Source organism: Chryseobacterium ginsengisoli (assembly GCF_039542325.1).
Lineage (GTDB): Bacteria > Bacteroidota > Bacteroidia > Flavobacteriales > Weeksellaceae > Chryseobacterium > Chryseobacterium ginsengisoli.
On sequence record NZ_BAABHX010000003.1, the window covers coordinates 358,822 to 382,254 of the forward strand.

The window sequence follows — 23,433 nt, forward strand, 5'->3', positions numbered from 1 at the left end:
GATGAATCATAGAGTTTTAGAATTATTAAAGACCCCAAAAAATATTCAGTCAGAGGATCTCAATCTTCTGAAAGAAGAGATTAATTCTTTTCCCTATGTTCAGAATATCAGAGCTTTATATTTATATGGAGTGCATCTTTATGATAAAGAAAATTATCAAAGGGCGCTTTCTACAACAGCAGCTTATACAACTGATAAAAAGATTTTGTATCAGCTGATTAACGGTAAAATTCAACAACGACCGAAGCCCGAAATAAAAGCTGAAATCGCAACGGAAAAGATAATTCCTAAAGAAAATCCGCTAAAAATTTTATATCAGACAAAAGCCTCAAATTTCCCGATAAAACGAGAAGAACCTCCAATTGTTGAAGCCAAACCTGAAATAATTGAAGAACCAAAAGATGAAACTGTTGATATAAAAGAGGAGGCAAGAATACTTCCCACTCCGAGAGAAGAGATCAAGCATCTTTATGTAAATGGAGAGCGCAACCGAATTTTGTTTGATGGTGAAGATGATTTTCTTGATGATAATAATGTAGATAGAATTGATCTTGAATCTACACTAGAATCTGGTTCTATCGTTACTCAAAAAGCTGAAAAGATAGAAGAACCGATTAGTATTGAGGAAAACAGTAATGTTGAAGAAGTTTCTCCTGAAAACGGAGAAATAGATGCAACTGAAGAGAATCAAGAGTTGTCTCCCGAAATTGTTATTGAAGAGGAAAAAATAACTTCCGAACCTGAAAAAGAAGAAATTTCAGATGAACCGGAATTAAATCTACAGGAAACTGAAACTGCGGATAATCAAATTGAAACTAGTCAATCTGAAGAAGTAACAGAATCCGAAACAAAGGAAAATAAACCGGAAGAAATTGCAGATTTTACTCCCGAAACCATTATTGAAGAAGAAAATATAGCTTCAGAATCTGAAAAAGAAGAAATTTTAAATGAATCCGATTTAAATTTCCATGAAACAGAATCTTTTGATACTCAGATTAAAAATAATGATGTTCAAGAAGAAGTAAAAGAACCTGAAACTATTGATAATAAGTCTGAAAATTCAGATGTAGATAAAGCAGAAGAAACGGCGGAATTTACTCCTGAAAAAATCATTAATGAAGATAAAATTTCTTCGGAAAAAGAAGAAAAAACTGTTCAGGACGAATCGGAACTAAGTTTCCACGGCATGGAATCTTTCTTACCGGAAGTAAAAATTCAGGCAAATAATGCTGAAGAAATCATAACTGAAATTCCTCAATCCAACATCAACAAACATGAAGACGAAATGCGTCGTCTGATTGAAGAGGTTGAGAAAAAAATGAAAGAAAAAGCTGCTTCTGAGGAAAAAGAAAATAAAAAAGAAGAAGAACCTGAAAATATTGGTCACGATATAAGTTTTGCGGAAACTCAAAGTTTTGAAGTGAAACCATCTGAACCGAAAACTGAAGAAAAAAATAAAGAAAATTCAACAGCTGAAGTTCAGTCTGAAATAGTTGAAGAATCCAAAGAGCAAGTTGCTGAAGAAAAACAGGAATCTACTGTAGAAGAACCTGCAGCAGTAGAATCGGCTTGGAAACCCATGTCTTTTGAATCAAATCTTCCGGATTCTTTACTTCATAAATCTGCTGAAATTGCTCAGCTTAAAGTTGAAACAGAAGCTCCGAAAGTTGAAGTTATTAAGGAAGGAATTGAAAAAGAACAAATTCCTGAATTAGTCGAAGATCAATCTGAAGAATTTGGAGAATCAACAGACATACTTCAAATTGATGAAGAAGCTTCAAAAACAGACGAAGAAACACCTGTGATGAATGTTTCTTTCTTTGGTTCAGGTTGGACAATTGCAGAGCCTGAAAAAGATAAAAAAGAGGAATCTAAAGAAGAAATTCAGAAAGAAAAAGTTGAAGAGATTCCAGTTGAAACTCCTAAGGTCAATCTTCTGGACAGTAATGTTCCTGGATTTATCAACACATGGCAGAGTTGGCTGAAAATCGACAGAGCAGAGGAAGAGGTTGAGGAAGTTGAAGAGGTTCAACAGGAAAAGGTAGAATTGAAAAATAAAGTTATTGAAACCTTTATTGAAACCAATCCTAGAATCAGCCAGCTTAAAGATGAAGTTTCCTTTGTTGTAAAAGAGAAAAATGATGATATTTCGCACTTAATGACGGAAACGTTGGCTAATCTTTACTTTGAGCAGAAATTATATACTAAAGCCATTAAAGCTTTCGAAACTCTGATTAAAAAAATACCCGAAAAGAAAGAATATTTTGAAGGTAAAATTCAGGAAATCAAAGACTTCAGAACTAAAGGATAAAACTTTATTAACAATGAATGTATTATCGATTTCACCTTTTCAAATACTGTTTGCTGGAATTGCTGTAATTGTCTTGTACATTTCTGCAATTGCAATTTTGGTTAAAACTAAATCAGATATTTTACCTTAATATTGCATTAATTCTTTTTCCGATACTTGGTCCTTTAGGAATTGTTTTTGGAAACTATACGAAGAAAATAAAATAAAAAAACGGCGGAAATTTTTTCGCCGTTTCTATTTAAGTATGATTATCGATTACCTCTTTATTTTTTCTGAATTTTCGCCATATTTTCCGACCAAAAAATATCATTAGAATGATAGTGCCAATAGCGCAAATTGCAGCGATAATAGGAGCCACCATCGCTAAAATAGCCATAACTCCAGCTCCGGCTGTTTCTGCTGTTCCAACTACGGAGTTTCCCAATCCGCCTGTCGTTGCCGTAGAAGCTGCCCGAATTCCCGCAAAGCCAGAACTTATCGTTGCTGCAGTTCCACCTCCCGCAATCAAAGCTAAAGCCCATTGTGGAAACGTTCCTAAATCTGCAAACTGACTCGCAAATAAGACCGATCCCGCAACTGTTGCCATAGGAACCGAGATTGTATCTAGTAAATGATCTACAAAAGGAATATAGTAGGCTAAAATTTCAACGATCATAGCAATTCCGGTGATGATAAGGGTTGGAAGTCCGGCAAGCCATTCAAACTGTTCCGTCATAGGAATCCAGTGAAAATATGAAGCAAGACTCACCGCAAACATCGGAAGAAATACTCTGAAACCGGTTGCTGCAGCCAATCCTATTCCGATAAATGCACTTAGGATATAGGAAAGATAGGGAATATTATCTAACATATTAATTTTCAGATTTATTGTTTTGCCTAAAGTTACAAAAAATTATATTCCAAAAATATTCTCAATCATCTGTGAAGATTTGTGAAAATCTGTGGTTAATTTTTTCTCCCACAGATTGCACGGATTTGCACAGATGTTTGCGTCTTATTTTAAAGAATGATAAATTAAAGAAAGAAAATTAAGACTTCTTCTGAGCCTGACAAAGCTTCACAAACTGTGCTTCAACATCTTGAAATTTCTGAGGCATTTCAGGAGAAGCCCAAAACATCATAGCCATTGTTTTGTCTCCGAAAGCTTCTTTAAAAAGATCTTTATTTAAACGGTAACATTCTCTCAAAAGCCTTTTGATACGATTTCTGTGAACCGCTTTTTTGAAAAATTTTTTAGAAACAGAAACCGCAAACTTTGTGCTTTCAACTGGAATTGTCGGCTTGTTTTTTAGGATGATAATTCTCAAATTCCCATTCGTTCTCCATTTACCTTTTTCGAAAAGTAAAGAGATTTCTGTATTTGTTTTGAGTTTTTCGGCTCTGGGATATTTGAAGTTTGTCATTTACGGAGTGTAAATATAGTGGAATTTTTCTTGTTTTTAATCTTAAATAAAGATGCCTCGACAAGTTCAGTATAACATTGCTGAAAAATATTTAGTATTAGAAATGTTATGCTGAGCTTATCAAAGCATCTCCGAATATTATTGCGAAATTTATTCTTTATCCAATAAATAATTAATTACTTCCGCGGCTGTATACAACCCGAAAATTGCAGGCATATAGCTTATTGTTCCGTAAAAAGATCTTTTATAATTGGTTCCGTCAGTCATTTTTAAGCTGTCTTCATCCTGAATGTCATTAGCGAAAACACAACGAACGCCTTTGTCGATTTTTACTTTTCTCAACCTTTTTCTTATCTGTCTTGCAAGATGGCAATGTTCAGTTTTGCTGATATCTCTTACCAATACTTTACTTGGATCAGTTTTTCCGCCGGCTCCCATTGAACTTACGATTTTTATCCTTCTTCTTTTGGCAGCAATAATTAAGCTCAATTTTGGTGTAACGCTGTCGATGCAGTCCAAAACAAAATCAAATTTTTCAGAATCCAATACTTCCTCCATTCTTTCAGGATTTAGAAACTCGTTGATTTTAGTCAACTTAAGCTTTGGATTAATATCTAAAAGTCTTTCCGCAACAACTTCCACTTTATGTTTCCCGATGGTTGAGTGTAAAGCAGGTAACTGTCTGTTAATGTTCGTGATATCAACAGTGTCTCCGTCTACGATGGTCATGCTTCCGATTCCGGATCTTGCAAGGAACTCGGCTGCAAAAGAACCAACTCCACCTAACCCAACAACTAAAACAGTAGCCTTATTCAATTTTTCCAAACCTTCTTCCTTGATGAGAAGTTCCGTTCTTTCCAACCAGTTTTTATCCATTTTTTATCGTGTCTAAATTTTCTACAATTTGTTTATTTAAATGCTCTAAAGAAATTTCCTTGAGTTCAGAAACCTTAAGGTACAATTCTTCGATATTGAAATCTTCATTGTCGGTTTCCAAAAATATTTTGTCTAAAGGAGTAATTTTCAAAGTATTTTGCAAAGATAAATTATACAAAACCGCTTTTCCAAAACTCAGATAAAAATTATTTTTAAGAAGATCTCTTGCAATGCTTTCTTTTTTATTAAAACCATGAATAATCATGGGCTGTTCAGCATATTTTTTGAAAGAGATCACTTCGTAGAATTTTCGGACACAATGAATAATTATTGGTTTTTTAATTTCATTAGCGAATTGAATCTGTCTTAAAAAAACTTCCTCCTGAATTTTCTGATCCGTTTCTACGAAAGAATCCAAACCGCATTCTCCGATTGCAAAACAATTCTGAAAAATCATAGATTTCATCCACTGGAACTGACTATCAATATTGTTTATGTCAATGTCTTTCGGGTGAATTCCTATTGAGTACGGAAAATCGGGCGGAATTTTTTCAATATCTAAATTATAAATCCCGTATCTGATATTTTTTTTATGGTGATGAAAATCAAAAAAATCCATTTTCAAAAATACTATTAATTTATATTTAACGTAAATTTCTTAAACGAACGTTTATAAATCTGTTAAAAATTTCTTAACTTTACTCAAAGTCACTACATGAAGAAAAAATTTACGGAAAAACAAATCCACATTTTAGACATTGCCGAAGAGCTGATTGCAAAAAAAGGTTACGAAGGCACATCGGTAAGAGACATCTGTTCCAAGGCTAATATTAATGTCGCGATGATCTCTTATTATTTTGGTTCCAAAGAAAAAATGATGTCGTATCTCTATCAATACAGAGTGTTGAAAACCCGGGAGAATTTTTCTGAATTTGCTGATACGATTAAGGATGGTAAACCTGAAATGCAGTTGAAAGAAATCATTAAATATATTGTTGCTCAATTGTTTAAATATAATTATTTCCACGGATTTGTTACTCAGGAACTTCGCCACACAGAAAATCTGAAAGATGAATTGCTGGATTTTTATCAGTTATTCGTTAAAAAACTTGATGATGTTATCAAAAAAGGAGTAGCTTCCGGTGTTTTTACTTTTACTCCAAAACCTGAAGATATTTTAACAACAATTATTGGTTCTACTTTATTTGTGATCCGCAACAGAAATTTTTACGAATTGTATGTTCCGAATAAAAACGAGGAAACCTATTCCAAAGAAGCGGAGAAAAAGGTAAGAATGAATCTTTTAATGAGCGTTTTTGCAATTTTGGGATACGCTGCAGACTAAAATTACGTTAAATAATCATAAAAAAAAATCTATTGACAAAAAAGTTATATTTTTGCAAATTAGTAAATCGGCTGTACAATCCGAAAACTGTTGAATTTTTTATATGAAAAAATATATTTTAGGTATTTTTGCTGTAGCAGTAGTGACGTCGTGTGTAAGTAAGCAGGAAAGAGCAATGAAAAGTGCAGATAAGAATCTTATCTTAAAAACTGCCAATGAAAACTTTGCTAAAAAGAAGTGGAAAAATGCTTTGGCGCTTTACGACAGGCTTCCGAATCTTGTTGCAGGAACAGATGATGCTCCGAATGTGGTTTTCAATTCTGCTTATGCGAATTATTATGACAAAAATTTTAGATTAGCCGGAAACCAGTTTAAAAATTTTTCAATAAGTTTCCCTCAGGATAGCAGAAAAGAAGAAGCGGCTTATATGTCGGCTTTATGTTATTATGAAGGATCAATGGATTATAATCTAGATCAGTCTACAACACAGTCGGCAATCAACGAACTTCAGGATTTCCTGAATAACTATCCGAATTCGGAAAGATCTAAAAATATTAATACTTTAGTTGATGAATTGTCTTATAAGCTGGAATTCAAGGCTTATGAAAATGCAAGACAATACTTCAAAATGGGAGAGTACAAAGCTGCAAATGTAGCCTTGGAAAATGTATTGGAAGATTTTCCAAGTACAAAACTTCGTCCACAGATCTATGATTATATTGTAAAATCTCGTTACGAATTGGCTCAAAAATCTGTTTATGATCTTAAGGACGAGCGTATTGAAAGCGCTTTGTCTTTCACAAGACAGATCGAAAAAGAGATGCCGAATACAGATGTTGCAAAAACAGCTTTGGATATCAGAGAAAAACTTGAAAAAGAAAAGAAAGATTTCGTAGTTGTTAAAAAACAAACTGAAGCAAGAATTGCAGCTTTAACGGAAAGACAAAAAAAGTTTGAAGCACAGAACGCACAGAAGGCAAAAACAGTGCAGCAGGAGAAAGATCAGATAGATGCTGAGAAGAAAGCAATGCAGATCCAGAGGGATAGTGCGGCACTTAGCACACCTCCTCCGGCGGCGACTTTCAAAATTCAAAGATAATTCGTAAATTTGCGAACTTAAATAAAATTAATATTCTCAAAATGAGTGTAAAAGATACAAAAGCAGAAGTAAATACCATTACTTACGATAAGGATAAGATTGAAGACAAAGTAGGTTCAATCTACGAAGCGATTGTTATCATGGGGAAAAGAGCAGAGCAGATCAACGCTGAAATTCGTACAGAATTACACAACAAGCTTGATGAATTCGCTGTTCACAATTCTACATTAGAAGAAGTTTTCGAAAACAGAGAGCAAATTGAAATCTCTAAACATTACGAAAAACTTCCAAAGCCAACTTCTATTGCGATCGAAGAATGGTTAAACGGAGACGTATACTTCAGAAAAACTGAAGAAAGAAAGTAAAAACGATTGTGTTTTTTATATATGAGGGTCATAAGGGAAATCTTTTCTTTTATGACCTTTGTTGTTTAAACGGTTTGTGAGAAAAAATAAGTAATTTAGTATTCTTAAAAAATTAAAACTAAATGAGTCTTTCCGGTAAAAAAATTCTCATCGCGATTTCCGGAGGAATTGCAGCTTACAAGATACATTTTCTGATCAGGGATTTCGTAAAAAAAGGAGTGGAAGTTCAGGTAATTATGACTCCCGATGCGGAAAATTTTGTAACAAAACTGAGTATTTCTACTTTGTCTAAAAAACCTGTTTATACAGATTTTTATGGCGATAACGGAACCTGGAACAGTCATGTTGAAATGGCTTTGTGGGCAGATGTAATGGTTGTTGCGCCTTGTACTGCAAATACATTGTCCAAAATGGTTCTCGGAATGTGTGATAACTTGGTCATTGCAACCTATATGTCTGCAAAATGTCCTGTTTTTATCGCGCCTGCAATGGATTTGGATATGTATGTGCATCCTTCTACGAAGAGAAATTTAGAATTGGCGGAAAGCTTCGGACATATTATTATTCCTGCCGAAAACGGAGAATTGGCAAGCGGATTGATCGGACAGGGAAGAATGGCGGAACCTGAAACGATTGCCAAAACAATTGAAGATTTTTTCGATTCAAATATTGAAAAAACATTGGAAGGAAAAACGGTTTTAATTACAGCCGGACCAACATATGAAGCAATTGATCCTGTGAGATTTATCGGGAACCATTCTTCGGGAAAGATGGGGTTTTCTTTGGCGGAAGAAGCGTCAAAAAGAGGAGCAAAAGTTATTTTAATTTCAGGACCGAGTTCTCAGAAAATCAATGATAAAAATGTTACATTGCATAAAGTGACCTCAGCAAAAGAGATGTTATCAAAGGTTTTTGAATTTTATGATAAAATAGACATCGGGATTGCAAGTGCGGCTGTAGCAGATTACGCTCCAAAAGAAGTAGCAAAGGAAAAGATCAAAAAGAATGACGATAATTTAACAATCGAATTAATTAAAAATCCCGACATTCTTAAAACAATGGGAGAAAAGAAAACGCACCAGTTTTTAGTAGGTTTTGCGTTGGAAACTCAGAATGAAGAAGAAAATGCAAAAGGCAAATTAGAAAAGAAAAATCTGGATATGATTGTTTTAAACTCGCTTCGTGATGAAGGTGCAGGTTTTAAAAATGATACCAACAAAATAAGAATATTTACCAAAACGGAAAAGAAAGAATTTGACCTGAAATCTAAGGATGATGTCGCAAAAGATATTTTGGATTTCGTTGAGTCTCAACTTTTAAAATAATTTTAATAAATTTCCGTTCTCAATCTTTAATAGAAAATGAAAAAAATTTTAAGCATATTTTTACTGCTGTTTTTATTTAATCTAAGTTTTTCTCAGGAATTATTAGCAACAGTTCAGGTGAATTCCCAGCAATTGGGAGGAAGTAACCAATCGGCGTATAAAGCGTTGGAGAAAAGTCTTAGAGATTTCATTAATAACACAAGCTGGACAGGAAAAAGACTTCAGAATTTCGAAAAAATAAAATCGAATTTTGCCATCGTTATTGCTTCAAGAGAAGGGAATCGATTCTCTGGAAGTATAGTCATTCAGGCAGTTCGTCCGGTTTTTAATACAACTTACGAATCTCCGCTGATCAATCTTCAGGATCAGAGGTTTTCTTTTGATTATGTTGAAAATGAGAATCTTATCTTTAATGAAAGACAGTTTTCAGGAAAAAACTTAATTGATGTAATCAGTTTTTATGTATACGTAATTTTGGGAATGGATGCAGACAGTTTTCAGTCAATGGCGGGAACTCAATGGTTTCAGAAAGCTCAGCAAATTGCCCAGAATGGAGAATCTCAGACTACTTATGATGGCTGGAAACAGATTAATGAACCAAGAAGCCGTTCAATTTTAATCAAAGAAATCATGAGTCCGAACTGGAGCCAGCTGCGTTCAACGATTTATTCTTATCACAGAGCAGGATTGGATAATTTGTTTAATCAGGATCAGGCTGCGGCGAAAAAAGTGATTTTTGATGCTTTAATGCAGCTAAAACAATACGAAAACTCTTTTCAACAGGCTTATTTCTTTAATCTTTTTATGGATTCTAAAGCTGATGAGATCTATAATATTTTCAACTCAGGAACCAACGCAGGAATTGTATTGGGAGATCTTAAAAATGAAATGATGATTCTGTCTCCGAAAAATACGGATGCAAGATGGAACAAATGGAAACAGTAAGTTAACTTGAATTCTGCAATCTAAAGTTCTATATTTGCAATAGCCAAATAATCACTGTTATCAAATGCTTTCGAGAATTTACATTAAAAACTTTGCCCTGATTGATACACTTGAAGTATCACTGCACAATGGTTTACAGGTAATAACCGGAGAAACCGGTGCGGGAAAATCTATTATTTTAGGGGCTTTACGACTGATCTTGGGAGAAAGAGCAGATGTGAAATCGATCTCAAAAGCGGAGGAAAAAAGTATTGTGGAAACAGAATTTTCTTTGAATAATCAGTTCAAGAAATTCTTTATCGAAAATGATCTTGATTACGAGCATCAGACAATTATCCGCAGAGAAATCTTGCCTTCCGGAAAATCGAGGGCTTTTATCAACGATGTTCCGGTGACGCTGGATATTTTGAAAGAATTATCTTCTCAACTGATTGATATTCATTCACAGTTTGAAACTTCGAATCTTTTTACTTCAGAATATCAGTTTAAAATTATTGATGGACTTTCCGAAAATAAACAGCTCATTCATGATTATCAAAATGAATTTTCAGATTTTCAAAGTCTGAAAACTCAACTTAAAAAACTTCAGACACAGCTTTCGGAAAACAGAAAAGAAAGCGATTACAAAGAATTTTTATTAAACGAATTGGAAGAACTTCATTTGGATGATGTAGATTATGAAGAACTTCAGGATCAATTGTCTGTTCAGGAAAATGCTGAAATGATCTCCGATAATTTGGCTCAGGTTTTATCAAGGTTTCATCAGGAAGAAGTTGGGATTTTGTCTTTCTTTAATGAAGCTAAAAATAAACTGTCAAAAATTGCAGAAGTGTCCAACAGTTTTGCAGAGCTTGATGAAAGGCTGGAAACTTCTTTTGTTGAATTAAAAGACATCATTTCCGAGCTGGAAGATGAAGCTGAGAAAATTGAAATTAATCCTGAAAATTTAGTTTTATTAATTGAATTAAATAGCAGAATAAATAATCTGTTTGTGAAGCACAACGTTTCTGATATTACTGAATTAAAGGAAATCAGAGATCAATTGTCAGGCGAACAGAAAGGCGCTTCCGAACTGGAATCCCAAATCGAAGAGATTGAAGAAAATATTGCTAAAAAGGAAAAAACACTTCAAAATTTAGCCGAAAAACTTTCGAAAAACAGAAAGAAAAGTGTTCCTGTTTTCATTAAAAAAGCAGAAGCATTGCTTAAAAAATTAGGTCTTGAAAAAGCTAAAGTTGATATCGAATTGCAGGATTCTGCAGATTTCAATTCATTCGGAAAAGAAAACATTCAGCTTTTGTTTCAGGCGAATTCAGGTTTTCCTTTAAAACCTATTCAGATGGCAATTTCAGGCGGGGAAAGATCAAGAGTGATGTTGGCGGTGAAGAAAATCATTGCAGAAAGTGACGAACTTCCAACATTAATTTTGGACGAAATCGATACTGGAGTTTCAGGAAAAGTTGCTGAAGAAATAGGAAATCTGATGCGCGAAATGTCAACAGATATGCAACTTATCGTGATTTCTCACTTAGCGCAGGTTGCGGCAAAAGGAAATAACAATTATAAAGTTCTAAAACAAGATATTGCAGGGAAAACTCAATCGACCATTGTTCCTTTAAGTGATGAAGAAAAGCTGAACGAAATTGCCCAATTGCTTTCGGGGAGTAAAATTACTGAAGCGGCTTTGGCACAGGCGAAAGAATTGATTGGATAATTTTAACGAATGTAAAAATATAAGACTTCTGGATTTTCGAGGTCTTTTTTTATATTTGACCTTATCTATATCCATGAGACGTTTATTAATTATCATTTTTTCTTGCTTTCTACATTTAATCTACAGTCAAAACTGTGGCTGTTCAAAAAAACCGGAATTAAAAAATCTGATTTCCTGCCGACCGACCATATTTAAAAACAAAGCAAAAATCTTTTGGGAATACAACTGTAATTCTTCATGGATCACATTTCAAAAAGGAAAATATCAGCATAAAATATATTCGCTGGATAAGGCAACAATGGAATTTAGTACCAGATTAGGATATATCAACTGGACTGAATATAAAAATTCTTTTTTAATCGAAAATAGCATGGCTTCAGGATGCTGTGATCCTCATGAATATATTCTCTACAGTAAAGAAACAGGAGTAAAGATTGCTAATTTAGGGACAGCTATTTTTAAGAATGATTCAGATAAAGATCCTTATGTGCTAACAATGTCGGGAAATGATGAAGTATTATTCACTAATCTCAATGATAACAAGTCTTGCAGAATAAAAATTCCTCAAAAAAAAATTGAAAATACTCTGAAAAATTCAGATAAGTTTTATGCCGAAGAATTGTTTGAAAATTTTCAGCTTAAAAAAGGAATATTATCAATGCAATTAAAGTATAAAGATTCCAGAAATTCTAAATGGAAGAAAGAAGCAATCATCTTGAATACAGCTAAATCCTGTAATTAACAATAAATGCTATTAAGATAAAAGAAATGAAGTCAATTCATTCTGTTGAAAAAAATCTGTAACATTTTTATCATTATATTCACTAATATAAAAAAAATAATTATGTTTTTGAAATTCCTGAGATTAGAGATCAAAAGTTTTTTTCGTGGAACTTCTCTAGGCGTGAATCTTGTGATGAAAATCCTGAGATTTATTATGATTCTTTATTTCATGGCTTGTTTGGCAGGAGGCGCATTTGCAGCCTTTTACTATGTTCGGGAAGAAATGCATCAGGATCCTTTAAAAATTGTTTCAAGATTTCTAATTGCAGCTTGGGCGATTGATCTTATCCTCAAATATATGTGGCAGGAATTGCCGACACAGAACATCAAACCTTTTTTAACGCTGAATATTCCGAAAAAAACTTTGGTCAATTATATGTTGAGCAAGACATTTTTGTCCGCTTTTAGTTGGCTGAATTCATTGTTTTTAATCACGTTTTCAATCATTGCGATATTCAACGGATATGATGTTTTGAATGTTTTTACATGGTTGATCGGAGTTTCGTTATTGTTCTATTTAAATAATTTTATCAATATTCTTTTTAATGATAAAGAAACTGTTGCGATTGTTGTAGGATGTCTTTTTGCAGGAGTTGCAGGTTTAGCGTATTACAATATTGTTCCCATACTTTCTTATTCCGAAAAATTTTTCTATAATTTTTATGAAAGACCTTATTTCGTGGTAATTTCAATCATGTTATTTTCAGGTTTGTGGAAAATTTGCTTTAATCATATCCGAAAAGTATTTTATTTGGATGAAGGTTTGGAAGCTAAGAAAGAGATCGGGAAAACGGAAAATATTGCTTTCCTGAATAAATACGGAGCGATCGGAACTTTTATCAATAATGATATTAAAATGCTCAGAAGAAATAAAATTACGAAAGGAATTTTGTTAGGAAGTCTGATATTTCTTTTTTATGGATTATTAATGTTTTCTTCGCCGGTTTATAAAACGCCTGCAATGATGATGTTTATGGGGTTGTTTGTAACGGGAGGTTTTCAGTTTTTATTTGGGCAGAGAGTTCCGGCTTTCGATAGTTCTTATTTTCCTTTAATGATGACTTTGAATGTTCCTTACAAAGAATATTTAAAGGCAAAATGGTGGCTGATGAATATTGTGACGGCTGCATCGATGATCTTGGCGATTTGTTACGCTTATTTCGGTTGGAATATGTACTTGACTTTTTTCGCGGCAGGAATTTATAATATCGGGGTTAATTCTCAATTCACGCTTTGGTCGGGAGCTTTCAACAAAATGCAGATCGATCTTAATGCAAAACAAAAACGTTTTGGTCAGAAAAACAGCTTTAATATGAAGTCGATGTTGCTGATGATTCCCAAAATGATTTTACCGATGGCGGTTTTTGGTTTGATGCAATATTTTTTCAATATTACGGCAGGAGTTATAAGCATAGCGATTTTAGGTTTGATCGGGTTTTTATTAAGAGAAAAAATCTTCGATATTATCGTAAAACATTACAAAGTAGAGAAATACAGTACATTAGACGCATTCAAAAACAAAGATTAATATGATCACAATTAATAATTTATCAAAAACATACGGTACAGCAACCGTTTTAAATATAGAAAACCTTGAAATTCCAAATGGCGAAACTTTTGGCTTGGTCGGAAATAACGGGGCGGGAAAAACTACGCTTTTTAGCTTGATGCTTGATTTAATTCAGGCTACAACAGGTTTTGTAAGCATCGATGGAATTAAAGTAAACGAATCAGAAGCATGGAAAAACAAAGTTTCCGCTTTCGTAGACGATTCTTTTCTGATCGGATATTTGACTCCCGAAGAATATTTTTATTTCATCGGAGAATTGAGAGGACAGAATAAAGCTTCTGTTGATGAGTTTTTAAAACAGTTTCATGATCTTTTTAACGGTGAAATTTTAAATTCTGGGAAATATGTTCGTGATCTTTCAAAAGGAAATCAGAAAAAAGTTGGAATTATCGGTGCAATCATCGGAAATCCCGAAATTATTATTTTGGATGAACCTTTCGCAAATCTCGATCCTTCAACGCAGATTAAATTGAAAAATTTAATTAAAGAATTATCAAAGCAAGACGGTGTAACTTTCCTTATTTCGAGTCACGATCTTTCGCATACGACAGAAGTCTGCAACAGAATTGTGGTGGTAAATAAAGGTCAATTGGTAAAAGATATTCAGACCAATCCTGAAACGCTGAAAGATCTGGAACAATATTTTGCAGATCAGGTTTCTCAGCCGACTGAAGCTCTTTAATTCAAATAAAAAACTAATAATGATGAATATTGAATCTCAAAATGTCACTGATTATCCTAACAGCAATACGATTTTCATGGTTTGGAGGTTGGTCGATGATCCGAAACTGAAAGAAAATTTTCAGGAATTATGTGCTTTGGTTTTAAATTTAAATAATTCTGTTTTCAACAGATTTCCTGACAGCAGGGCGAGTTGCGTAATGGGAATCGGCTATAATGCATGGAATATTTTGGATCTTCCAACTCCGCTTCCGAAAGAATTGGTGAATTTTGAAGAAATTAAAGGTGAAAAACATACGGCAGTTTCTACGCCGGGAGATTTGCATTTTCATTTGAGAGCCGATAATCAAAGTATTATTTTTGATATGGCGATTGAGATTTCAAAATTATTGACGCCTGTCGCAGAAGGAATTTTGGAAATTCATGGATTCAAATATTGGGATGATCGTTCGATTCTCGGGTTTGTAGACGGAACGGAAAATCCACACAATGAAGACAGAGATTTTTTCGCTAAAATAGGCGATGAAGATCTGCAATATAAAGGTGGAAGCTATCTTTTTACTCAGAAATATCTTCACAATATGAATGCGTGGAGAAGTCTTTCAACGGAAGATCAGGAAAAAGTCATTGGAAGGTCAAAAGAAAACGATATCGAAATGTCGGATGATGTAAAGCCTGCAAATTCTCACATCGCTTTGGCAAATATTGGTGATGATCTGAAAATCGTAAGAGATAATATGCCTTTCGGAAATCCTTCTATGGGAGAATTTGGGACTTATTTTATTTCTTATGCGAACAGTTTTTCTACCACTAAAAAAATGCTGACAAATATGTTTGTCGGTGATCCTATAGGAAATTATGATAGAATTTTAGATTTCAGTACGGCTGTTACGGGAACGCTTTTCTTTGTCCCTACGAGAAATATGTTGGATGACTTTTCAGGATAATATTAAGGTTTACTATGGATAATAGATATTAACAATAAGTCAAATTTAAAAATCAGTGTCTGATATTTCTATAACATCTATTAATTTTGTTCGGTCAAAATTTAATTTATGGAATTAATTGAAAAACTGAACTGGAGATTTGCTACCAAAGCAATGAACGGTCAAAAAGTACCACAGGAAAAAGTGGATAAAATATTAGAGGCGGCAAGATTAGCACCTACTTCAAGCGGTCTTCAGCCTTTCGAAATCATCGTGATTACGAATCAGGAAATTAAAGAACAGATCAAACCTCACGCTTGGAATCAGCCACAGATTACAGATTGTTCGCACCTTTTGGTTTTTGCAGCTTGGGATAATTATACGGAAGAAAGAATCAACAATATGTTTGATCTTACGAATGATATCAGAGGCTTCAAAAACGAGGGCTGGGAAAATTACAGACAGATGTTGTTAGGAATGTACCCTCAAAGATCTGCAGAGGAAAATTTCACACACGCAGCAAAACAGGCTTATATTTCTTTTGGAGCGGCAATTATTGCGGCAGCCTTTGAAGAAGTAGATTCTACGCCAATGGAAGGATTTGTTCCCGAAGAAGTTGATCAAATTTTAAATTTAAAAGAAAAAGGTCTGAAAAGTGTTCTATTGTTGCCAATCGGTTACAGAGATTCTTCAAACGACTGGTTGGTAAACCTTACGAAAGTGAGAAAACCGAAAGAGGATTTCATTACTGAAGTCAACTAATTATTACATTAATTTACTCATAAAAATAGCCTTTCAAAAACTGAAAGGCTATTTTATTTTTCTCTATCTATCTTTTCTGGATTTTGTCTTGTGTCAAAAACGTCAGCAATTTTGATGTAATGATTTTCTTCGTCAATAGAATAAATAATTTTATAATTTGATTCTACGATATAATGATATTCAACTTCACGTTCTTCTAATAGAAATTCTCTTTGACCAATTTTAGGATTATAAATTAATTTATCAGGAGCTAAAAGAATTTTTGTTACAATTTTTAATGCAATTTGATAACTTTTAGAAGTCTGTTCATAATAATTAAAAATATCATCAATTTGCTTTTCAGAAAATTCAGACCAAACAACTTTGTATTCCACTTTTAATATTTTGAAAGTAATTCGGAAGTTGCTTTGAATTTTTTATTTTTGAAATCTTCTTCAGACTTTGAAATTCTCTCATTCATTTCCTCAGTAGTGAATGGCTCAAATTTATTTTCAACGTCAATATTTTTGGTGTTCTTCAGTAGTTTTTCAAACTGAGCGATGACTTCCTCACTTTGAAGTTTGAGGAAAGCTTGTATAAACTCTAGTTTTCTAGTTTGAATATCCATTTTTAGAAATATTTGATAATCAAATGTATAAAAATTATTTTAAAATTAAAAATCCCTTCCAGCGATTGAAAGGGATTTTGTTTTTTTTACTTAAAACAATTAATTATTCGGTTTCCAATCCACCACCGCTCTAATAAACGCTTCCGCATTTTCCACAGGAATATTAGGTAAAATTCCGTGTCCTAAATTGGCGATATATCTGTCTTTTCCAAAACGGTTAATCATTTCAGTCACCATTTTCTTGATCGTTTCAGGTGTCGAATGCAATCTTGCAGGATCAAAATTACCCTGAAGAGTCATCGTATGATTCGTTAAAGTTCTTGCAAACTCTGGCTTGATTGTCCAGTCAACTCCTAAAGCAGAAACAGGTGATTGAACCATATCTTCCAGTGCAAACCAACATCCTTTTCCAAAAACCACAACATGCGTCAACGGACTTAAAGCCTCAACAATTTGATTAATATATTTCCAGGAGAATTCCTGATAATCTACCGGAGAAAGCATTCCTCCCCAAGAATCGAAAACCTGAACTGCAGAAACGCCTTTTTCAACTTTTCTTTTCAGATAAGCAATCGTAGTATCTGTAATTTTCTGAAGTAACAAATGAGCAGCTTCCGGTTGTTGGAAACAGAAAGATTTAGCAATATCAAAAGCTTTGCTTCCTTTTCCTTCCACGCAATAACAAAGAATCGTCCAAGGCGAACCTGCAAAACCGATCAATGGAATTTCATTGTCTAATTTGATTAAAGTCAGTTCAATCGCATCAAAAACGTATCCTAAAGTATCATTCACATCCGGAACGATCACATTTTGCACATCCTCCATCGTTCTGATCGGATTATCCAACCACGGACCGACATTCTCCTTCATCTTAAAATCAATTCCCATCGCTTGCGGAACTACCAAAATGTCTGAAAATAAAATCGCTGCATCCAGCGGAAATCTTCTGATCGGCTGTACGGTGATTTCAGAAGCCAATTCCGGAGTCTGACATCTTGTGAAGAAATCATATTTGTCACGTAATGCAATGAATTCCGGCAAATATCTTCCGGCCTGTCTCATCATCCAAACTGGCGGTCTTTCTACGGTTTCTCCGCGAAGTGCTTTTAAATATAGGTCGTTTTTAATCATAATCTATTAGACTAATATTGCCACGAATGACAATTAAAATATATCAATTTTTGTTTACAATTTCCTTTTTTATTAACCTCAAAACAGAGATCAGATTGTTTCCTTCCGAAGTTAAGATCGGTTTTGAAACATATTTTCTCAATTCATTGGCGGTTGTTTCACCAATGGAAACGAGTGTCATACCATCAAAAGAATTTTGCTTTGCAAAACTACGAACTCCACTCGGACTAAAAAATACACCCGCATGATATTTTTCAGTTATCAAAGGATTAATTTCTTCTGTTTTGTAGATCGTAACTTTTTTATACTTAATATTTTGCAAAGGAAGTTCATTGTCGAGAACACTTATGGCTAAATTTCCGCAAAAGTGTAAAAAACTTTCATGCTGACAATGATTGGTGATGAATTTTGAAAGCGTTTCGGCATTTTTTAAAACCTTAAAAGTTCCGAAACCGTGTTTTCTTAATTCTTTTTTTGTTTTTTCGCCGACGCAATAGATTTTGTTATAATTCTTTGCTGTAAAATCTTCACTTGGCTTAAAACCGTTTTTAAAAAAAGAACTTACTCCATTCACACTTGTGAAGATCAGTGAAAAATTTTTCAGATCAAAAGGAGTTGTTTTTATAGGATTTGTTTTTATTACCTCAACAAAATCAACCGAAATATCCTCTCCTAATTCTTTGGATATAATCGTTGGATCAATGTTTTTGGTAAATAAAATTTTCATTAAGGTTTATCTTTTAGATGTAAATCGGCAACTTGAAGCCTTACTTTGTTCATGAAATCTTTTCCCGGATCTTCTTTTCCTGTGAAATAATTCGGATCAGATTCTTTCCAAATCTTTGAATTTCTGAAAATTCCGTATTCTGAATGTCCGATGAGGTATTCTATTTTATATTTCTGGGTTAAATATCTTACCAACTGCGCATTGGCTGCAACTTGTTTTTCAGTAAGCGGTTCTTTTTTGCTTCCGATATTTTCAATTCCGATGGCACAATAATTCAATCCGATCGTGTGTCTTGCAAATTGAGTCGGCTCCATTAATTGATAAATCGTTCCGTCTCTATCAATAATAAATTGTGAAGAAACATTCAAAGTGCTTTGTTTTTTTAAAGTACTTCTTCCGCTTTCAAGATTGGTTTTATTAAAATATTTAAAATTGCTTTCTACATTTCCACCCGCTGTGTAATGAAGAACAATCATTTTAGGAACAATCGTCGGTGTTTTCTGAACCAAACCGTGATGTTCTTTTAAATATTCTAGACTCAAACGAATTCTTTCCTCAGAATAACTGATAGGTTTATTAATGATCTTCGGCTCGTTTTTCTGTCCTGCAACAAAACCTATCACCAATACAAACAAAAAGCAAATAATATTCTTCATCTTTTACTTTTGATATTGATAATGCCCTGTAATGGTAAATTTAAAAAGACAGTCTTCAAGAACCTGTCCTCCTCCGATATTATGTACAATTAAATATCTTTTTCCGTCCGTAGATTTTTTATTAACAACAATTCCGATGTGCGTTAAATTTCCAGGCAGAAGCCAAGTCACAATATCTCCGGGAAGGTACAATTCAGGCTTCGTTTCAATTGATTTTGATTTTCCGAATTTGGCGAAGAAAACTCTCAAATTTGGAACTCTTCTATGATCAATATTGGTGTCAGGCTTTTTTAAACCCCAGGTTTTAGGATATTTTGAAAAATTTTTCGCCATATCTTCATGAACTTCTTTCTGAAGATCGATTCCCAATTTTCTGTAGGCTCTAATGACAACATCAGTACAAACTCCTTTGTCAGCCGGAACATCTCCGTTCGGATATTTTAATGTAAAATAAGCAGGATCATAAGTTACCTTGTCTTTTGTTAAGCTTAAGGCAGCATCAGATAATTTCTGTGCAAATTGGTTTTGTGCTTTTGCAATAAAAACACAACATACAATAATAAGGATAGTGAAATACTTTTTCATTGAAGTGAAATTAGAATCAAATTAGATTTGGCTCTTAATTTCTGCCATCAGTTCTTTTCCTCCGTTTTCAAGAACAGCTTTTGCAAACTTTTCCCCGAAATTTTCTTCTTCATTATATATAAAACTTTCGTCTGTCGCAATGCAATTTTTACCGTCCAATGAACAAAGTGCCGCTTTGAAACGGATCTGGTCTTCAAAAATTTCAGCAAAAGCCCCGATTGGTGCTGTACATCCACCTTCTAAAGTGCCCAGGAAATTTCTTTCCATTTCTACGCAGATCTGTGTTTTCGAATGATTGGTAAGTTGTTTTAGAATTTCGTTGATCTCAGTTTTTTCAGAATGTCCGGCAATGGCAATTACGCCTTGTGACGGAGCTGGAATTAAAAATGGCAACATTTCATAGTCAATGTCCATTTTCATTCTTTTGATTCCGGCTAAAGATAAAATCGTAGCATCAAAATCTCCTTCTTCCAATTTTTGAAGACGGGTCTGAATATTTCCACGGATATCTGAAAATTCTGCATTCGGATAATTTTTTAACCAAAATGCTCTTCTTCTCAAACTGCTTGTTGCCAATTTCAGTTCGTGAAGTTCTTTATTTTTTGCAGATTCTTTTCGGATTAACACATCTTGAGGAAAATCTCTTTCCATATAAGAAATGATCTCCAGATTTTCCGGAAGTTTTGTCGGAACATCTTTTAAAGAATGTACTGCGATATCGATCTCGTCATTTAATAATGCAACATCAAGATCTCTTGTGAAAACTCCTGTGATTCCCAAAGCATAAAGTGGTTGAGTAAGATTTTTATCGCCCGAAGATACAATAGGAACGATTTCCGTTAAATAATTGTTGTTCTGAAGATGCCTCGCAACTTCTCTCGCCTGCCAAAGTGCTAATGCAGAATTTCTGGTTCCGATTCTAATGCTTTTCATTGAATTCGTTGTTTGGTTGTTCAACTAATATTTCGTGCATTAATTTACTAATTTCTTCGGCTTTTAAAGGATTATCGATGATATATTTTGCAAAACGGTTGGTGATTTTCTGAATCATTTTATCGGAAAGTTCCATATCCGTGATGTTTATGTATTTATTTTTTCTGTAAAAATTGTGCATTTCGTTGCGTTCCATGTTCTTTAAAACCGCTTTGAAATGGTGAATATTTGGAGCCAGTTTTCTCTTTTTCTCCCATTCAAGGAAGTCTTTCGTCATTTCCTTGATGATTTTTTCAGCTTTCGGGATTTCTTTTTCTCTTTGCTGAATCGTTTCCTGAATCTGTTTTGAAAGTTCATCAACATCGATTAACGTTACATTTTCATTTTCCATAACATCTTTATCAACGTTATTTGGAATTGAAAGGTCGATAACCAACGTTTCCTTTCCGTTCGGGAAATGAGATTTATTCACGATTGGCTGTCTTGCTCCGGTTGCAACGATCAAAATATCTGTTTCGCTTAATTCTTTATCAAAATCAGCGTAATCAATGTGAGGAATATTGTATTTCTCGGAAATTTTTGCGGCTGTTTCCTGAGTTCTGTTGGCAATTTTAATTTTTGGCTGATAAACATGTTTTACCAGATTTTCAACTGTATTTTGTCCGATTTCACCAACTCCCAACAAAAGAATGTTTTTTTCGGTAATTCTTTTTTGATTGTTTAAAATATAATGAACTGCAGCGTAAGAAACGGAAGCTGCACCGTTGGAAATACCCGTTTCATTTTTAATTCTTTTCGAAATCTGAATTGCAGAATTAATTGATCTTTCCAGATAAGGATTAGAATTCTGTCTTTCCTTTTTGAAACGTGCGTATGCTTTTTTTATCTGTCCGATAATTTCAAAATCTCCGATGATCTGGCTTTCCAATCCTGCCGCCACTCTGAATAAATGGATCAGGGCTTCTTCCTTTGTCAAAATATTGGCAAACTGAAGAAAATCCATAAGATTTACTCCAATTGTTTTGCAATATTCTTCGGCAACCAGAAGATAATTGGGAGAAGTGGTATAAATTTCCGTTCTGTTACAGGTAGAAACCACAAAAGCATCTCCTAAATCTTCATTATGAATTCGGGTAACAAAGTTTTTGATGTTTTCATCAAAGAAAGCAAATTTCCCCCTAGTTTCTACGTCTGCCTTTTCAAAGCTTATAGAAAGTACGGCGAAATTCGACGTTTGATGTATATTGGAATACTGTAACATAAGCGGGGCAAATTTACGTTTTTTTTCAGTAATGATTTTGAGAAACTGTATATGATAATTATCGTGAAAAACTATTTTGGGATGGTTCTAAATAAACTTTTAATCTTTATGAAATGTTAAAATTATTATCAAATTTTTAACGCTTTAGGCTTATCATTTAATTTACAGATTCGGTCTTTTTTATGAATGAAAACTTCTGTCATCCTTCGTTGCGCTTCCAGCCTGAGAAAACCTTAAATCTGGTTTAAATTAAAGTCTGTAAATGCTTAAAGTAAAAGTTAATAACTAATTACAAATTTTAATAAAATTTTAACCAAATTATATGCTCGCGAAATTTCTTTAGACGCCTTAAATTTATATCTTTGTAACTCTTTAAAAAATCAGAAGAAAAATAGTATGAGTTTATTCAATATGTTTACGCAAGAGATTGCGATAGACCTTGGTACTGCCAACACGCTTATCATCCATAATAATAAAATTGTTATAGATCAGCCGTCAATTGTCGCGATTGAACGTTCTACGGGCAGACCGATTGCTGTAGGCGAGCAGGCAAAACATATGCAGGGTAAAACTCACGAGGATATCAAAACAATCCGTCCGTTGAAAGATGGGGTTATTGCAGATTTCCACGCTTCTGAACACATGATTAAAGAATTTATTAAATTAATTCCTGGAATTAAAGGTAAATTCATTCAACCGGCATTAAGAATTGTGATCTGTATTCCTTCCGGAATTACAGAGGTTGAAAAGAGAGCAGTAAGAGATTCTGCTCAGAAAGTAAACGCGAAAGAGGTTCGATTGATTTACGAACCAATGGCTGCTGCAATCGGGGTTGGAATCGACGTACAAAAACCTGAAGGTAACATGATCATCGATATAGGTGGTGGTACTACGGAAATTGCTGTAGTTGCTTTGGGAGGTATTGTTTGTGATAAATCTGTGAAAATTGCAGGTGATGTATTTACAAACGATATTGCATATTTCTTAAGAACTCACCATAATTTATATATTGGAGAAAGAACGGCTGAGAGAATTAAAATTGAAGTTGGTTCTGCGGTTGAAGATCTTGATGTTGATATTGAAGATATTCCGGTACAGGGTAGAGACCTTATTACAGGTAAGCCAAAAGAAATCATGGTGGGATATAAAGAGATTGCAAGAGCATTAGACAAATCTATCATCAGAATTGAAGATGCTGTAATGGAAACTCTTTCCCTTACTCCGCCGGAATTGGCAGCTGATATTTACAAAACTGGTATTTATCTTGCTGGTGGTGGTGCTTTATTGAGAGGTCTTGCGGACAGATTACACAAGAAAACCGGTCTTCCTGTATTTGTTGCAGAAGATCCTTTGAGAGCTGTAGTTCGTGGAACAGGTATCGCACTTAAGAATATGGATAAATTCAATTTCTTAATTAAATAATTTTAA

General features: G+C 33.9%; 25 protein-coding genes. 13 read left to right on the forward strand and 12 right to left on the reverse strand.

Going from position 1 to position 23,433, the window contains the following annotated elements:
• Window position 1: 1 nt before the first annotated feature.
• Window positions 2-2,311 carry a hypothetical protein gene (locus tag ABD940_RS10850; protein WP_345203512.1) on the forward strand — a complete coding sequence of 770 codons (2,310 nt, stop codon included), beginning with the start codon at window positions 2-4 and terminating at the stop codon, window positions 2,309-2,311.
• A gap of 238 nt (window positions 2,312-2,549) precedes the next feature.
• Here the strand turns inward: ABD940_RS10850 and ABD940_RS10855 are convergent, their stop codons facing one another.
• The 4 genes from ABD940_RS10855 to ABD940_RS10870 all read right to left on the reverse strand — a co-directional run bounded on the left by ABD940_RS10855 (window position 2,550) and on the right by ABD940_RS10870 (window position 5,209).
• A complete protein-coding gene (locus ABD940_RS10855; RefSeq protein ID WP_345203514.1) occupies window positions 2,550-3,161 on the reverse strand; it encodes a DUF4126 domain-containing protein in 612 nt (203 codons plus the stop codon).
• A 178-nt stretch (window positions 3,162-3,339) separates the two neighbouring features.
• On the reverse strand, window positions 3,340-3,714 hold the full coding sequence (gene rnpA, locus ABD940_RS10860) for a ribonuclease P protein component (RefSeq protein WP_345203517.1): 375 nt from the start codon (window positions 3,712-3,714) through the stop codon (window positions 3,340-3,342).
• A 150-nt stretch (window positions 3,715-3,864) separates the two neighbouring features.
• A complete protein-coding gene (locus ABD940_RS10865) occupies window positions 3,865-4,590 on the reverse strand; it encodes a tRNA threonylcarbamoyladenosine dehydratase (protein ID WP_345203519.1) in 726 nt (241 codons plus the stop codon).
• Complete coding sequence (locus ABD940_RS10870; protein WP_345203522.1) at window positions 4,583-5,209, reverse strand: TatD family hydrolase; 627 nt, start codon at window positions 5,207-5,209, stop codon at window positions 4,583-4,585. Before ABD940_RS10870 ends, ABD940_RS10865 begins: the two co-directional genes overlap by 8 nt.
• Before the next feature lie 96 nt (window positions 5,210-5,305).
• Here ABD940_RS10870 and ABD940_RS10875 point away from each other — a divergent pair, with 96 nt between their 5' ends.
• From ABD940_RS10875 to ABD940_RS10925, 11 genes are all read left to right on the forward strand, one after another.
• Window positions 5,306-5,935, forward strand: coding sequence for a TetR/AcrR family transcriptional regulator (locus tag ABD940_RS10875; protein WP_047399110.1), 630 nt, complete (start codon window positions 5,306-5,308; stop codon window positions 5,933-5,935).
• Between the two features lie 103 nt (window positions 5,936-6,038).
• Window positions 6,039-7,034, forward strand: a complete 996-nt coding sequence (locus ABD940_RS10880) for an outer membrane protein assembly factor BamD (RefSeq protein ID WP_345203525.1) — start codon at window positions 6,039-6,041, stop codon at window positions 7,032-7,034.
• 41 nt (window positions 7,035-7,075) lie between these two features.
• On the forward strand, window positions 7,076-7,399 hold the full coding sequence (locus tag ABD940_RS10885; protein WP_029298198.1) for a DNA-directed RNA polymerase subunit omega: 324 nt from the start codon (window positions 7,076-7,078) through the stop codon (window positions 7,397-7,399).
• A gap of 122 nt (window positions 7,400-7,521) precedes the next feature.
• Window positions 7,522-8,724 (forward strand): bifunctional phosphopantothenoylcysteine decarboxylase/phosphopantothenate--cysteine ligase CoaBC, encoded by a 1,203-nt coding sequence (coaBC, locus tag ABD940_RS10890; protein ID WP_345203527.1) that lies wholly within the window; start codon window positions 7,522-7,524, stop codon window positions 8,722-8,724.
• A gap of 36 nt (window positions 8,725-8,760) precedes the next feature.
• A complete protein-coding gene (gene porD / locus ABD940_RS10895) occupies window positions 8,761-9,669 on the forward strand; it encodes a type IX secretion system protein PorD (RefSeq protein ID WP_345203529.1) in 909 nt (302 codons plus the stop codon).
• Window positions 9,670-9,733: 64 nt separating this feature from the next.
• Window positions 9,734-11,383, forward strand: a complete 1,650-nt coding sequence (locus ABD940_RS10900) for a DNA repair protein RecN (RefSeq protein WP_345203531.1) — start codon at window positions 9,734-9,736, stop codon at window positions 11,381-11,383.
• Window positions 11,384-11,456: 73 nt separating this feature from the next.
• The gene (locus tag ABD940_RS10905; protein WP_345203533.1) at window positions 11,457-12,125 is read left to right on the forward strand and encodes a hypothetical protein; all 669 of its coding nucleotides are present in this window, start codon (window positions 11,457-11,459) and stop codon (window positions 12,123-12,125) included.
• 102 nt (window positions 12,126-12,227) lie between these two features.
• The gene (locus ABD940_RS10910) at window positions 12,228-13,694 is read left to right on the forward strand and encodes a DUF5687 family protein (RefSeq protein ID WP_345203536.1); all 1,467 of its coding nucleotides are present in this window, start codon (window positions 12,228-12,230) and stop codon (window positions 13,692-13,694) included.
• A 1-nt stretch (window position 13,695) separates the two neighbouring features.
• The gene (locus tag ABD940_RS10915) at window positions 13,696-14,418 is read left to right on the forward strand and encodes an ABC transporter ATP-binding protein (RefSeq protein ID WP_345203538.1); all 723 of its coding nucleotides are present in this window, start codon (window positions 13,696-13,698) and stop codon (window positions 14,416-14,418) included.
• Between the two features lie 22 nt (window positions 14,419-14,440).
• A complete protein-coding gene (locus tag ABD940_RS10920; protein ID WP_345204709.1) occupies window positions 14,441-15,364 on the forward strand; it encodes a Dyp-type peroxidase in 924 nt (307 codons plus the stop codon).
• A gap of 108 nt (window positions 15,365-15,472) precedes the next feature.
• Window positions 15,473-16,105, forward strand: coding sequence for an NAD(P)H-dependent oxidoreductase (locus ABD940_RS10925; RefSeq protein WP_345203541.1), 633 nt, complete (start codon window positions 15,473-15,475; stop codon window positions 16,103-16,105).
• Window positions 16,106-16,158: 53 nt separating this feature from the next.
• Here ABD940_RS10925 and ABD940_RS10930 read toward each other — a convergent pair whose 3' ends face one another.
• The 8 genes from ABD940_RS10930 to hemA all read right to left on the reverse strand — a co-directional run bounded on the left by ABD940_RS10930 (window position 16,159) and on the right by hemA (window position 22,005).
• On the reverse strand, window positions 16,159-16,479 hold the full coding sequence (locus ABD940_RS10930; RefSeq protein WP_345203544.1) for a type II toxin-antitoxin system RelE/ParE family toxin: 321 nt from the start codon (window positions 16,477-16,479) through the stop codon (window positions 16,159-16,161).
• 2 nt (window positions 16,480-16,481) lie between these two features.
• Window positions 16,482-16,712, reverse strand: coding sequence for a hypothetical protein (locus ABD940_RS10935; protein ID WP_345203548.1), 231 nt, complete (start codon window positions 16,710-16,712; stop codon window positions 16,482-16,484).
• Between the two features lie 99 nt (window positions 16,713-16,811).
• Entirely contained in the window at window positions 16,812-17,843 is a 1,032-nt protein-coding gene (gene hemE / locus ABD940_RS10940) for a uroporphyrinogen decarboxylase (protein WP_345203550.1), read from the reverse strand.
• A gap of 43 nt (window positions 17,844-17,886) precedes the next feature.
• On the reverse strand, window positions 17,887-18,570 hold the full coding sequence (locus tag ABD940_RS10945) for a uroporphyrinogen-III synthase (protein ID WP_345203553.1): 684 nt from the start codon (window positions 18,568-18,570) through the stop codon (window positions 17,887-17,889).
• Window positions 18,570-19,226 carry a peptidoglycan recognition protein family protein gene (locus ABD940_RS10950; RefSeq protein ID WP_345203556.1) on the reverse strand — a complete coding sequence of 219 codons (657 nt, stop codon included), beginning with the start codon at window positions 19,224-19,226 and terminating at the stop codon, window positions 18,570-18,572. The genes ABD940_RS10945 and ABD940_RS10950 overlap by 1 nt, the downstream gene beginning before the upstream one ends.
• Before the next feature lie 3 nt (window positions 19,227-19,229).
• Window positions 19,230-19,811, reverse strand: coding sequence for a DUF1287 domain-containing protein (locus tag ABD940_RS10955; RefSeq protein WP_345203559.1), 582 nt, complete (start codon window positions 19,809-19,811; stop codon window positions 19,230-19,232).
• A 21-nt stretch (window positions 19,812-19,832) separates the two neighbouring features.
• Complete coding sequence (gene hemC / locus ABD940_RS10960) at window positions 19,833-20,744, reverse strand: hydroxymethylbilane synthase (RefSeq protein WP_345203562.1); 912 nt, start codon at window positions 20,742-20,744, stop codon at window positions 19,833-19,835.
• Window positions 20,731-22,005: a glutamyl-tRNA reductase gene (gene hemA, locus ABD940_RS10965; protein WP_345203564.1), complete on the reverse strand. Its 1,275-nt coding sequence runs from the start codon at window positions 22,003-22,005 to the stop codon at window positions 20,731-20,733. The genes hemC and hemA overlap by 14 nt, the downstream gene beginning before the upstream one ends.
• Window positions 22,006-22,401: 396 nt before the next feature.
• On the opposite strand from hemA, the gene ABD940_RS10970 reads away from it, so the two are divergent.
• Window positions 22,402-23,427 (forward strand): rod shape-determining protein, encoded by a 1,026-nt coding sequence (locus ABD940_RS10970; protein WP_345203567.1) that lies wholly within the window; start codon window positions 22,402-22,404, stop codon window positions 23,425-23,427.
• The last annotated feature ends 6 nt before the right edge of the window (window positions 23,428-23,433 follow it).

Bases quoted from the DNA above. Each gene is read 5' to 3' on its own strand.
- ABD940_RS10920 (WP_345204709.1), top strand. From the start codon at position 14,441: ATGAATATTGAATCTCAAAATGTCACTGATTATCCTAACAGCAATACG.
- coaBC (WP_345203527.1), top strand. From the start codon at position 7,522: ATGAGTCTTTCCGGTAAAAAAATTCTCATCGCGATTTCCGGAGGAATT.
- ABD940_RS10935 (WP_345203548.1), bottom strand. From the start codon at position 16,712: ATGGATATTCAAACTAGAAAACTAGAGTTTATACAAGCTTTCCTCAAA.
- ABD940_RS10865 (WP_345203519.1), bottom strand. From the start codon at position 4,590: ATGGATAAAAACTGGTTGGAAAGAACGGAACTTCTCATCAAGGAAGAA.
- ABD940_RS10900 (WP_345203531.1), top strand. From the start codon at position 9,734: ATGCTTTCGAGAATTTACATTAAAAACTTTGCCCTGATTGATACACTT.
- rnpA (WP_345203517.1), bottom strand. From the start codon at position 3,714: ATGACAAACTTCAAATATCCCAGAGCCGAAAAACTCAAAACAAATACA.
- ABD940_RS10905 (WP_345203533.1), top strand. From the start codon at position 11,457: ATGAGACGTTTATTAATTATCATTTTTTCTTGCTTTCTACATTTAATC.
- ABD940_RS10925 (WP_345203541.1), top strand. From the start codon at position 15,473: ATGGAATTAATTGAAAAACTGAACTGGAGATTTGCTACCAAAGCAATG.
- ABD940_RS10885 (WP_029298198.1), top strand. From the start codon at position 7,076: ATGAGTGTAAAAGATACAAAAGCAGAAGTAAATACCATTACTTACGAT.
- ABD940_RS10850 (WP_345203512.1), top strand. From the start codon at position 2: ATGAATCATAGAGTTTTAGAATTATTAAAGACCCCAAAAAATATTCAG.
- ABD940_RS10945 (WP_345203553.1), bottom strand. From the start codon at position 18,570: ATGAAAATTTTATTTACCAAAAACATTGATCCAACGATTATATCCAAA.
- ABD940_RS10910 (WP_345203536.1), top strand. From the start codon at position 12,228: ATGTTTTTGAAATTCCTGAGATTAGAGATCAAAAGTTTTTTTCGTGGA.
- porD (WP_345203529.1), top strand. From the start codon at position 8,761: ATGAAAAAAATTTTAAGCATATTTTTACTGCTGTTTTTATTTAATCTA.
- ABD940_RS10950 (WP_345203556.1), bottom strand. From the start codon at position 19,226: ATGAAGAATATTATTTGCTTTTTGTTTGTATTGGTGATAGGTTTTGTT.
- ABD940_RS10970 (WP_345203567.1), top strand. From the start codon at position 22,402: ATGAGTTTATTCAATATGTTTACGCAAGAGATTGCGATAGACCTTGGT.
- hemE (WP_345203550.1), bottom strand. From the start codon at position 17,843: ATGATTAAAAACGACCTATATTTAAAAGCACTTCGCGGAGAAACCGTA.
- ABD940_RS10955 (WP_345203559.1), bottom strand. From the start codon at position 19,811: ATGAAAAAGTATTTCACTATCCTTATTATTGTATGTTGTGTTTTTATT.
- ABD940_RS10880 (WP_345203525.1), top strand. From the start codon at position 6,039: ATGAAAAAATATATTTTAGGTATTTTTGCTGTAGCAGTAGTGACGTCG.
- ABD940_RS10915 (WP_345203538.1), top strand. From the start codon at position 13,696: ATGATCACAATTAATAATTTATCAAAAACATACGGTACAGCAACCGTT.
- hemA (WP_345203564.1), bottom strand. From the start codon at position 22,005: ATGTTACAGTATTCCAATATACATCAAACGTCGAATTTCGCCGTACTT.
- ABD940_RS10875 (WP_047399110.1), top strand. From the start codon at position 5,306: ATGAAGAAAAAATTTACGGAAAAACAAATCCACATTTTAGACATTGCC.
- ABD940_RS10855 (WP_345203514.1), bottom strand. From the start codon at position 3,161: ATGTTAGATAATATTCCCTATCTTTCCTATATCCTAAGTGCATTTATC.
- ABD940_RS10870 (WP_345203522.1), bottom strand. From the start codon at position 5,209: ATGGATTTTTTTGATTTTCATCACCATAAAAAAAATATCAGATACGGG.
- hemC (WP_345203562.1), bottom strand. From the start codon at position 20,744: ATGAAAAGCATTAGAATCGGAACCAGAAATTCTGCATTAGCACTTTGG.